Genomic DNA, 11875 nt, shown 5'->3' on the forward strand with positions numbered 1-11875 from the left:
ATGTATTTGTAAGTATAGGTTACCAAATGCTTTCCTATTGGTCAAAAAAGTAAAAAAGGAAAGCGAGTTTAAGTATGTATTTGTAAGTATATGTTGCCAAATGCTTTCCTATTAGCCAAAAATGTAAAAAGGAAAGCAAGTATAAAAACGTTAAGATTAATATTCTTCAAATATCATATAAGAGTATAAATTTGTTGTGTATAAAAGTATACACTGATATTAGCTTTTTATTAATTATTATTATAATTAATCTTAATTTTCATCATAGTTTACATAAGACTAAAAACAAAAATAATCACAATAATAATATATTTAATCAATATATTTGATTAAATATAATCATTAACAAATTAAAATTAGTCTGTTATTATATATACAGCAATAAAATAAATCAATGAATATAATAAGAAGACATTGAAATGATTTAATTAGTTTTAGGAGGATTTGTTATGAAAGGTTATGACAAGTATGAAATCCAGTATCATATGCCACCAGTAGTGACATACGACTGGGTAAAGAAAGACCGTATTACAAAAGCACCTATTTGGTGTTCAGTAGACTTAAGAGATGGTAATCAGGCACTTATAGAGCCTATGAGCCTTGACGAGAAATTGGAGTTCTTTGAATTACTTGTTAAACTTGGATTTAAAGAGATAGAAATTGGTTTCCCAGCAGCTTCAGAGACAGAGTATAATTTTGCTAGAGCTCTTATTGAAAGAAACATGATTCCTGATGATGTTACAATTCAGGTATTAACACAGGCTAGAGAGCATATAATTAAAAAGACATTTGAAGCTATTAATGGTGCACCAAGCGCAGTGGTACATCTTTATAATTCAGTATCTGTAGCACAGCGTGAACAGGTATTTAAGAAAAATAAAGAAGAAATAAAGAAGATTGCAGTTGAAGGTGCAAAACTTCTTGATGAACTTGCAAAAGAAGCAGATGGTAATATTTCATTTGAATATAGTCCGGAAAGCTTTACTGGTACAGAGATGGATTATGCTGTTGAGGTTTGTAATGCTGTATTAGATGTATGGAAGCCTACACCAGAAAAGAAGGTTATTATTAACCTTCCTGCAACAGTTGAAAATGCTATGCCACATGTATTTGCTTGCCAGATTGAATATGTTCATAAGAACATTAAGTATAGAGATGCAGTTACAATTTCACTTCACCCTCATAATGATAGAGGTTGTGGTGTTGCAACAGCCGAACTTGGAGTTTTAGCTGGTGCCGATAGAATTGAAGGTACACTTTTTGGTAATGGTGAACGTACAGGTAACGTTGATATCATTACACTTGCTATGAATATGTTCTCGCATGGTGTTGATAGTGGACTTGATTTTTCTAATATGCCAGCTATTAGAGAAGCATATGAAAGATTTACTGGTATGAAGGTTTATGAGAGACAGCCTTATGCAGGAGATCTTGTATTCTCAGCCTTCTCAGGTTCACATCAGGATGCCATTGCTAAGGGTATGGCTTGGAGAGAGGAAAAGAAACTTTATAAGTGGACAGTTCCATATCTTCCAATTGATCCAGTTGATGTTGGTAGAACGTATGAATCTGATGTTATTAGAATTAACAGTCAGTCAGGTAAGGGTGGTGTATCGTACATCTTAAAACAAAATTATGGTATTACACTTCCTGTTAAAATGAGAGAAACAGTTGGATATACTGTAAAACAGGTATCTGATGAAGAACATAAAGAATTATCACCACAGTGGGTTAAGGAAATTTTTGAAGATAACTTTGTAAATCACACACCAAACTTTACAATTTCAGAATGTCACTTTAAGCAGGTTGGTGGAATATTTGCTGAGGCAACTATTGTTCAGGGTGATAAGACTCATATCATTAATGCAAATGGTAATGGTAGAATTGACGCTGTTAGTAATATAATTAAACAGTACTTCGATGTGAGTTATGAACTTACTGAGTATGAGGAACATTCACTTTCAAAGGGATCTTCTTCAAAGGCAGTAGCTTACATTGGTATTACATACCAAGAGAAGATGTACTGGGGTGCTGGTACTGATGAAGATATTATCAAGGCTTCAATTAATGCTTTAGTAGTTGCAGTTAATCGTATGCTTGAAGTAAGAAAGATTGATTCAATCCAGGATGAAAGATATATTTCAATGAAGAATTTCATACAGTCAAATTATAAGAATGTAACTCTTACAGATATGGCTAAGGAATTTCATTTATCAGAACCATATATTTCAAAGTACATTAAAGATAAATCAGGTAAGACATTTGGTGAAATCGTAACAGCAACTAAGATGAAGAAGGCTAAGACATTACTTAGAAATAGTACTCAAACTGTTGAAAGTGTTGCAGAGGCAGCAGGTTATCCTAATGTTGAACATTTTTCAAGACAGTTTAAAAAACTTTATGGTATGACACCACTTGAGTATAGATCAAAGAATAATAAATAAACTAGTTTCATGATAAAGGGAAAGTCCAATATGAAATTATATAAAAAGTTATTAAAGATTGCTTAATGCTTTTAAGCATATTAAATATTTAATAGGGGTAAATATTAACCGAAATTTGAGGATGTAATAAGTATTGCATCCTCTTTTTTGTTTTTATTATTGAAAAAAATATATAAAGAGTCTATAATTAGTAATTGTCTATGAGCAAATATTTTGGTTGAAAATCAAGATATTAAATATTCTTTAGTTTAGAAAGGAAATAAACATGAGTGAATTAAAGCCAATCAAAGAAGGTAAAGTAAGAGAAATTTATGACAATGGGGATAACTTAATTATGGTTGCTACAGACCGTATTAGTTGTTTTGATGTTATCCTTCATAATGATGTAACTAAGAAAGGTACAGTTCTTACACAGATGTCAAAGTTCTGGTTTGATTATACAGAAGATATTTTACCAAATCACATGATTTCAGTTGATGTAAATGATATGCCAGAGTTCTTTAGACAGGATAAGTTTGATGGAAATAGCATGATGTGTAAAAAACTTGAAATGCTTCCAATTGAATGTATCGTTAGAGGTTACATTACAGGTAGTGGTTGGGCAAGTTATAAGGAAAATGGAACAGTTTGTGGAATCAAACTTCCAGAAGGGTTAGTTGAATCAGATAAACTTCCAGAACCTATTTATACACCATCAACTAAGGCTGAGATTGGTGATCATGATGAGAATATATCATATGAGCAGAGTATTGAAGTTTTAGAAAAAGCATATCCAGGTAAGGGTGAAGAATATGCTAAAAAACTTAAGGATGCTACAATTGCTCTTTATAAGAAGTGTGCTGATTACGCACTTTCAAAGGGTATCATTATTGCAGATACAAAGTTTGAATTTGGTCTTGATGAAGATGGTAATCTTGTAATCGGTGATGAAATGCTTACACCAGATAGTTCAAGATTCTGGCCACTTGAAGGTTATGAAGCTGGAAAGGGTCAGCCTTCATTTGATAAGCAGTTTGCTAGAGATTATTTAAAAGCAAATCCAGATTGTAATTGGACATTACCACAGGATATTGTTGATAAGACAATTGCTAAGTATTTACAGGCTTATAAATTACTTACAGGTAAGGATTTATAGGATTATCTTAAAAAAAGATTAACATAGATTATTTATAAATAAGGATATATGAAATAGCCAAGAAATTAGATATGATTTCCTGGCTATTATTTTATGTAAACTTATAGTGCTAAAATTATATTTAGTTTTTACTTTGATAGAAACTTAATTATTGTTGTATAAGAAACTGCTTTGCGTTAAAATAGATATATGAAAATATAGGCATATTATGAGTATGTGATTTAGGGGTTAAAAAGAAATTAGTATGATTAATATGTAAATAAATGAGAGCGAACATAGGAGGTATTATATGTTAAAGGTTGGTTTTTTGACAAGTGGCGGTGACTGCCAGGGACTTAATGGTGCTATGAGAGGTACAGTTAAGGCATTAGTAACAAATAGCAAGGAAAAGATTCAGATTTATGGTTTTAATTATGGCTATTTGGGGATGATTAATGAAGATTACAGGAAGATGAAACCAGAGGATTTTGAGGATATTTTAAATATTGGTGGTTCTATACTTGGTAATTCTAGATGTCCATTTAAACAGATTGAGAAACCTGATGAGCAGGGTAGAGATAAAGTTAAGTGCATGATTGAAACTTACAAGAAACTTGAGCTTGATTGCCTTGTTGTATTAGGTGGTAATGGCTCTCATAAGACAGCTAATTTATTATCATCTAAAGGTCTTAATGTTGTTACATTGCCTAAGACTATTGATAATGATATTTATGGAACTGAAGTTAGTTTTGGTTTCTGGTCAGCAATTGATATTGCAACTAGATCACTTGATGAACTTCAAACTACAGCTAAATCACATAAGAGAATTATGATTGATGAAATCATGGGACATAAGACAGGATGGCTTACACTTCATGCAGGTATTGCAGGTAATGCCGACGTTATTCTTATACCTGAAATTCCATATGACATAAAAGAAGTTAGAAAAGCAATTGATAAGAAGATGAAAGCTGGTAAGGATTATATTGTTATTGCTGCAGCAGAAGGTATTATTTCTAAGGAAGATGCTAAGTTATCTAAGAAAGAACTTAAGGCTAAACGTGCTGAGGACGGATTTATATCAGCAGGTTATAGACTTGCAGCAGAATTAGCACCACATTATACAAATGAAGTAAGAGTGGTAGTACCAGGACATGTTCAAAGAGGTGGCAATCCAGATGCATTTGATAGAGTGCTTACTTCTAGACTTGGAACTAAGGCTGCAGACCTTATTCTTAACAAGAAATTTGGTATGGCAGTAGCTGTTGTAAATAATAAGATTACAGCTATTCCACTTCCACAGGCGGTTGAAAAGACTAAATTTGTAGAACCTGATGATGAATTTGTAATAGAGGCAAAGAAATTGGGAATATGTTTGGGCGATTAAGGTTTTATATTAGCAAATTATTTGCTAATGAAGATAAATTAGGGGATGATAAGGGGGTAGAGTTATCTGAACCTATTGAAATTTCGGATAAGGATAGTGGAGAAGGTATGGGCAATAGAAAAGATAATGAAAAGAAATATAAACAGATTATCAATGAATATAAAAAAGAAATGAAAGAAAAAAATAAGGAGAGTGAATCGGCAGATGCTGAAGCGAAGACAGGTGAATTTTCAGCAAATGCAGATTTGCTGAGCAAGAGTAAATCTTCTAAAAAGAAGGTATATAAGGTTAAGGTAAATAAGAATCTAGAGAATAAAAAACTTAAGAAGAAAAAGAAAAGTAAAAAGCATAAGAAAGATGAATTTACTGTTTTTGGAAAGTTGCCTGGCTTTGATGAAAGTAAATCAAAACATATAAAGATATATGATAACAGGGAATTATCATGGCTTAAGTTTAATGATAGAGTTTTAGAAGAAGCTGAAGATTCAAAGAATCCTTTGTTGGAACGTCTTTCATTTGTTGATATATTTAGAACGAATTTAGACGAATTTTACAGAGTAAGAGTTGGTACTTTGTACGATAGAACTTTAGTTGATACAGAAAAGAATAAAAAGGATAATAAAACTGGATTAACTCCAGAAGAACAGCTAAAGAAAATTTTCGGAAAAACAAGAAATTTATTAGCTAAAAGAGATGGAATTTATGTAAACCTTTTTAGCGATATAGCAAGAGAAGGTCTTGTTATGGTTTCAACAAGTGATTTGAAGGTTGATGAGGAAGTTTTCTTAAAGAGAGTATTTGATGCAAAGATAAGAGATGTATTATCACCACAGATTATTGGAAAGAAAGAGCCTTTCCCGTTTTTAAATCATGGAGAAACATATGTTGTTGCATTACTTGAAGGAAAGAGAAATAAAAATACAGAAAAGATATGTATTATGCCTTGCAATACCAGTATTTTTACAAGACTGATTTCTATGCCTTCTGCAGAGAAAAAATATGTTTTGGTAGAAGATGTTATATTACATTTCATTCAAGAAATATTTGATTCATATACGGTTAAGAGTAAGGCATTAATAAGACTTATAAGAAATGCAGATATAGATGTAGATGAAGAATTTGCTGATGAGGATTTAGGTCATAGAGATTCTATGGAGAAACTTATTAAGATTAGAAAGAGACTTGGACCTATTATGCTTCAGTATAGAAAGTGTACTGACATAAGAGTAGTTAAGAATATCTGTAAAGAACTAGGATTAGGTTTAGAGCAGTCTTTTGAAATGAGTACTCCATTAGATACATCTTTTGTTTTTAGTCTTCAGGATGAACTTAGAAATAGAAAAGAATTATTCTTTGAAAGAAGAGTACCCCAGACTTCTAGGATGATTAATCCTGATGAGAAAATCATGGATCAGGTTAAGAAGAAAGATATATTACTTAGCTATCCATTTGATAATATTGCATCTTTTATTAAGTTATTAGAAGAAGCAGGAAGTGATGATTCAGTTACTTCAATTAAGATGACATTATACCGTGTAGCTAAGAATTCTCAGGTTGTAGAAGCTTTGATAAATGCAGCAGAGAATGGAAAGCAGGTAGAGGTTTTAGTTGAACTTCGTGCTAGATTTGATGAAGAGAATAATATCGAATGGTCAAGGCGAATGGAAGATGCTGGTTGTAAGATTATTTATGGTATCGACTATACAAAGGTTCATTCTAAGATATGTTTAATAACATATAAGGACGGAGAAGATATTAAACATATTTGTCAGGTTGGTACTGGAAATTATAATGAAAAAACATCTAAGTTATATACAGATATTTCTCTTATGACAGCTGATGAAAATATAGCAAATGAAGTGGATGAAACATTCACAAGAGTTTCTAACGATCAGGTTATGGAACATACAGAGCATTTGCTGGTTGCGCCAAAGTGCTTGCAGAATAAAGTTATTGAAATGATTGATGAAGAAATTGAACATGCTAAGAATGGCGAAGAAGCTTATCTTGGATTTAAGTTTAATTCTCTTACAGATAAGGCAATCATTGATAAACTTATTGAAGCATCTAAAGCTGGAGTAAGAATTGAAATGACCATAAGAGGTATATGTTGTTTGGTCGCTGGAGTACCAGGTTATACAGAGAATATTAGAATTCAAAGTATAGTTGGAAGATACCTAGAACATTCAAGAATATATATATTTGGTCCTGAAGGAAGAGATAAGATTTATATTTCATCCGCGGATTTTATGACTAGAAATACTTTAAGAAGAGTAGAAGTTGCATGTCCTATATATGATGAAAAGATAAAAGAAAGAATAAGAGATATGTTCTTTATAATAATGAGTGATAATGTTAAGGCAAGAGTAATGGATGAAAAAGGTCATTATCACAAAAAAGACATAGAAGGACTTAATGAAGCTGAAATTTTAAATTCACAGGAATATTTCTTTAAGGAAAGTTATGGTGAGTTGGAGTAGATGAAGGATAGAAATATTTATTTGTAGATTAGTTAAAAGAAGATAGTATCAATATGATACTATCTTCTTTTTAGTTATAATCAACTTTCATTAAACATAATCCAATGGCAGGAGCTGTAAAGCCAGCGGCCTGTCTATCTTTAGCTTCAATTATATCAGGAATGTCTTCAACATTCTTTTTACCCCAACCAACTTCAAGTAGTGTACCAGTAAGTATTCTTACCATGTTTTGTAAGAAACCTGTACCGTGAAATGATAGGGTTAGATAGGAGCCTTTTGATACTATCTCTATTTTATCAATCTCTCGTACAGTTGATTTTTTCATCTTTGGATTGCCACAAAAACTTTTAAAGTCATGAGAACCTATTAAGTACTTAGCTGCTTCTTGCATTTTATTAATATCAGGCTTTCTGTTAAGTACATATACATACTTTCTATTAAAGATTGGTTTTATATCACCTATATAACAAGTATAAACATAAGTTTTACCTGTAGCTTTATATCTAGCATGAAATCTATCAGAAGCTTCCTTAACTTCGCATATACATATATCATCAGGAAGATAATGATTCATGTAATCTCTTATTTCATTCTCAGATTTATCAGTTTCTAAATGTGCATTGCAAATCATGGCTCTAGCGTGAACACCAGCATCAGTTCTACCAGCTCCAATAACCTCAACCTTACTATCAGTCATAATGGAAAGCACAGATTCTAATTTCCCTTGTATTGTCATTTCAACATTAGGTTGCTTCTCAAAACCATGAAATCTACTTCCATCATAAGCAACTGTAAATTTATAATTCTTCATAATCTAAATCCTTTATTTATCTAAAATATTATCGAAAATCATTCCATTAGAAGATAACATATTTCATGGTGTTTTGTAAAGATTATTGAAATTATTTACATTCTAAGCATCTGGACAGATATTATATTTTCTAGATGGGACCGTTGCGGGTCTCTACACTTAGTGAGAAAGTAATTGTTTGTGATTTATGAATTTCATTCGCATAACGCGAAGCGTTATGATGCGGAAAGAAGAGCATTTCACGAGTGTTTACACTCGGATGAGTTGCTCTTCTTTTTGTATTATAATACTTGTATTATACGAATGAAATGAATAAATCATATAAAAACAATAACTTTCGAACTTAGTGTGGCTAGGGGGAGCCCGCACCGTGCGAGAGCTGAGTCACAGATAGACAATATAAATCTGGGAGGATGCGTAAGTAGAAAAATAATTTCAATAATATGATTTGTTAAAATAGGGTAAAGATGTTATACTACTAGAGTAGTAAAGGAGAACATATGGAAAAATTTAATGTTTGTTTATTGAACGATTCGTTTCCACCTTTGATTGATGGTGTTGCTAATGCAGTGGTAAACTATGCGAAGGTTTTAAAAGAGGCAGACCTTGCAAATCCATTTGTAGTCACACCAAAATATCCAGGGTATGATGATTCGGATTTTGAATTTCCGATAATGAGATATACTAGTCTAAATATTGGAAATTTGGTAGAGGGGTATAGAGCGGGATTTCCGTTTATTCCGAAGTTGCTATCGGATATTATAAAAAAAGAACCAAATATTATACATACACATTGCCCATTTGCTTCTACTATGATTGCCAGAGAACTTAGATCAAAGGTTTTTGCACCTATTATATTTACATATCATACAAAGTTTGATGTAGATATTGCAAAGTCTGTAAAAAGTAGAACAATTCAGAAGAATGTAGCAAGATTTATTTCTAGAAATATTTCTGCATGTGATGAAGTATGGGTTGTTAGTAAAGGTGCTGCTGATAATCTTAGAGAGATAGGTTATGACGGCGATTATGTTATTATGAATAATGGTGTTGACTTCCCAAAAGGAAAACAGGCTGAAGATAGGGTAAGAGAAGTTTCAAAGGAATTTGGAATAGATATAGATGTACCTGTTTTACTATTTGTTGGAAGAATGTTTTGGTATAAGGGGATAAGAATTATTATTGATGCACTCGAAAAATTAAAAGATGAACAGGACTTTAGAATGGTATTTACTGGAAAGGGTGCTGATGAGGAAGAAATAAGAGAATATGTAAGAGAACATGGACTTGACGATAAGGTAATATTTACTGGAGCAGTTTATGATCGTGAAAAATTAAGAGCCATTAATACCAGAGCTGATTTATTTTTATTCCCATCAACTTATGATACTAATGGGTTAGTTGTTCGTGAGGCAGCAGCTTGCGGTCTTGCAAGTTTAGTCATAAAGGATAGTTGCGCATCAGAAGGAATAATTGATGGCGTAAATGGTTATTTATGCGATGAAAATTCATGGTCTATGTATGAAAAATTAAAAGAAATACTTAATGATATGGATCATTTGCATCAGGTTGGAGATACAGCCATGGATGAGATTTACATATCTTGGAAAGATAGCGTATCAAAAGCATATGAAAGATATCATCTTTTATATGAGCGTAAAAGGGCAGGAAATTGTTATCCTGATAAACAGGGTATAACTGATCAGATGTATAAAATGTCCACTAGGATGTTATTACTTGCACAGAAAAGCATAGAAAAATATAACTTTAAAGTGGATGATTAATTATCAAGAAAACATAATGATTTAGAGAGGAACTAGTATGCCAGTTTTTGATTTTAATAAGCAGAAAGAAGAGAAGGTTAACGCAGAGAAATCATATGAACTTGTTTATTCTTCAGAAAGAGAAAGTAATGCAAGTAATCCTATAATGATATTGGAAGATAAGAGTGGAATTTTAAAACATCATTCTGATGGTATGTTTGAAGCTCCAACTAAGGGAACAGCATTTGCTTATGATAATGAGGAAAAAACATCACATGATATTTTAAAACTTGACGCAAGATTTGAAAACCTTGTTAAGTGGCTTGGCGATAATCGAATTATGGTTAGATTATCAGGTAAAAGTACAGATGAAGGTTATGCAGTATATAAGATTTTAGAAACTGGTGTAGCAGTTAGAGGAGCTAAACTTTCAGGTGAGAATGGATTTTTACAATTTATCATTGGAAGACTTTTGCAAAGTGATGCTCCAACAGATACAGAAATTGATTTGGATGAGATAGACGATGCTGATGACATGAGACTTACAAGTATTCAGAGCATAACTGATTACATTACTTGTGCAGGCACGACTCTACCAGAGAATATTCGCTTATGGGCTAGACGTAATTTAGCTGTTGCTAAGTCATCAGAAGTTACTCCTGAAGAGAGAAGACATGCTCAAAGAGCTTTGTCTATGATGCTTAACATTCAGTGGAAAAATACAGAGTTTAAACCTATTGATCCAGTTGAAGCAAGAAGAATTTTAGATGAAGAATTATATGGTCTTGAAGGTGTAAAACAGAGAATTATTGAAACAATAATTCAGATTAATAGAACACATACACTTCCTGCATATGGTATTTTACTAATTGGACCAGCAGGTACAGGTAAATCTCAGATTGCATATGCAATTGCTAAAATACTTAGATTGTCATGGACAACTCTTGAGATGAGTTCGATTAATGATCCTGAACAGCTTACTGGTAGTTCAAGAATATATGCAAATGCAAAACCTGGTCTTATTATGGAAGCATTTGCTAATGCAGAGAAATCAAACCTTGTATTTATCATTAACGAGCTTGATAAGGCATCATCTGGAAAGGGGAATGGTAATCCTGCGGATGTATTATTAACTCTTCTTGATAATCTTGGATTTACAGATAATTATATCGAGTGTAACATTCCAACAACTGGAGTTTATCCAATTGCTACTGCTAATGATAAAGATGCAATTAGCGCACCACTTATGTCGAGATTTGCGGTAATTGAACTTCCAGATTATTCACTTGATGAGAAGAAAGTTATCTTTACAGATTTCGCAATGCCAAAGGTACTTGAAAGAATTGGTCTTCGTAAGGATGAGATAGTTGTAACAGAAGAAGCTTTAGAAGAACTTATGAAGATATATAGGAACACTTCAGGTATCAGAGATATTGAGCAGGCAGCAGAACATATTGCAGCTCACGCTCTCTACCTAATCGAAGCAGAGCATATGTCAATCGTAGAATACGATGCTCAAATGATCCGTGACTTACTAGGCTAGAATGAAAACTATTAGGTTAGAATGAATTAAAGAACGAAAAAGTAAATAGAAGCCTAAGCACCACCGCAAAGAATATATTTTCTAGATGGGACCATTGCGGGTCTCGGTACTTAGTGAGTAATTAATTATTGTTATTAATATATTTTATTTGCATGACGCGAAGCGTTATGTAATAAGAAAAGGGACGATGGTTGAATGTTTACATTCGAAACTCATCGTCCCTTTTCTTATTAGGTAATATTTATATTATCCAAATAAAATATATTGATAACATAAAATAATTATTTACGAACTTAGTTCCGCTAGGGGTAGCCCGCACTGTGCGAGAGCAGT

General features: G+C 32.4%; 7 protein-coding genes. 6 read left to right on the top strand and 1 reads right to left on the bottom strand.

The genetic code is table 11. The features are described from left to right. Nucleotides 1-449: 449 nt before the first annotated feature. From B5D16_RS06660 to ppk1, 4 genes are all read left to right on the top strand, one after another. Nucleotides 450-2444 (top strand): 2-isopropylmalate synthase, encoded by a 1995-nt coding sequence (locus tag B5D16_RS06660; protein ID WP_078766208.1) that lies wholly within the window; start codon nt 450-452, stop codon nt 2442-2444. A 265-nt stretch (nt 2445-2709) separates the two neighbouring features. Next, complete coding sequence (locus B5D16_RS06665; RefSeq protein ID WP_078766209.1) at nt 2710-3579, top strand: phosphoribosylaminoimidazolesuccinocarboxamide synthase; 870 nt, start codon at nt 2710-2712, stop codon at nt 3577-3579. A 289-nt stretch (nt 3580-3868) separates the two neighbouring features. Further along, on the top strand, nt 3869-4945 hold the full coding sequence (locus tag B5D16_RS06670) for a 6-phosphofructokinase (protein ID WP_078766210.1): 1077 nt from the start codon (nt 3869-3871) through the stop codon (nt 4943-4945). Next, on the top strand, nt 4930-7425 hold the full coding sequence (ppk1, locus tag B5D16_RS06675) for a polyphosphate kinase 1 (protein WP_242943004.1): 2496 nt from the start codon (nt 4930-4932) through the stop codon (nt 7423-7425). Before B5D16_RS06670 ends, ppk1 begins: the two co-directional genes overlap by 16 nt. Nucleotides 7426-7495: 70 nt before the next feature. Here ppk1 and truA read toward each other — a convergent pair whose 3' ends face one another. Then, nucleotides 7496-8236: a tRNA pseudouridine(38-40) synthase TruA gene (gene truA / locus B5D16_RS06680; RefSeq protein ID WP_341465196.1), complete on the bottom strand. Its 741-nt coding sequence runs from the start codon at nt 8234-8236 to the stop codon at nt 7496-7498. A 500-nt stretch (nt 8237-8736) separates the two neighbouring features. On the opposite strand from truA, the gene B5D16_RS06685 reads away from it, so the two are divergent. Together B5D16_RS06685 and B5D16_RS06690 are read left to right on the top strand one after the other, a co-directional pair. Further along, on the top strand, nt 8737-10020 hold the full coding sequence (locus tag B5D16_RS06685; RefSeq protein ID WP_078766212.1) for a glycosyltransferase: 1284 nt from the start codon (nt 8737-8739) through the stop codon (nt 10018-10020). 37 nt (nt 10021-10057) lie between these two features. Then, complete coding sequence (locus B5D16_RS06690; protein WP_078766213.1) at nt 10058-11542, top strand: AAA family ATPase; 1485 nt, start codon at nt 10058-10060, stop codon at nt 11540-11542. Nucleotides 11543-11875: the final 333 nt, after the last annotated feature.

The sequence above is a fragment of the Eubacterium uniforme genome, assembly GCF_900167115.1.
GTDB classification, from domain to species: domain Bacteria; phylum Bacillota; class Clostridia; order Lachnospirales; family Lachnospiraceae; genus Eubacterium_S; species Eubacterium_S uniforme.

What these genes read in the sequence shown, in the direction of transcription:
- B5D16_RS06660 (WP_078766208.1), top strand. Translation starts at nt 450, where the DNA reads ATGAAAGGTTATGACAAGTATGAAATCCAGTATCATATGCCACCAGTA.
- B5D16_RS06665 (WP_078766209.1), top strand. Translation starts at nt 2,710, where the DNA reads ATGAGTGAATTAAAGCCAATCAAAGAAGGTAAAGTAAGAGAAATTTAT.
- B5D16_RS06670 (WP_078766210.1), top strand. Translation starts at nt 3,869, where the DNA reads ATGTTAAAGGTTGGTTTTTTGACAAGTGGCGGTGACTGCCAGGGACTT.
- ppk1 (WP_242943004.1), top strand. Translation starts at nt 4,930, where the DNA reads ATGTTTGGGCGATTAAGGTTTTATATTAGCAAATTATTTGCTAATGAA.
- truA (WP_341465196.1), bottom strand. Translation starts at nt 8,236, where the DNA reads ATGAAGAATTATAAATTTACAGTTGCTTATGATGGAAGTAGATTTCAT.
- B5D16_RS06685 (WP_078766212.1), top strand. Translation starts at nt 8,737, where the DNA reads ATGGAAAAATTTAATGTTTGTTTATTGAACGATTCGTTTCCACCTTTG.
- B5D16_RS06690 (WP_078766213.1), top strand. Translation starts at nt 10,058, where the DNA reads ATGCCAGTTTTTGATTTTAATAAGCAGAAAGAAGAGAAGGTTAACGCA.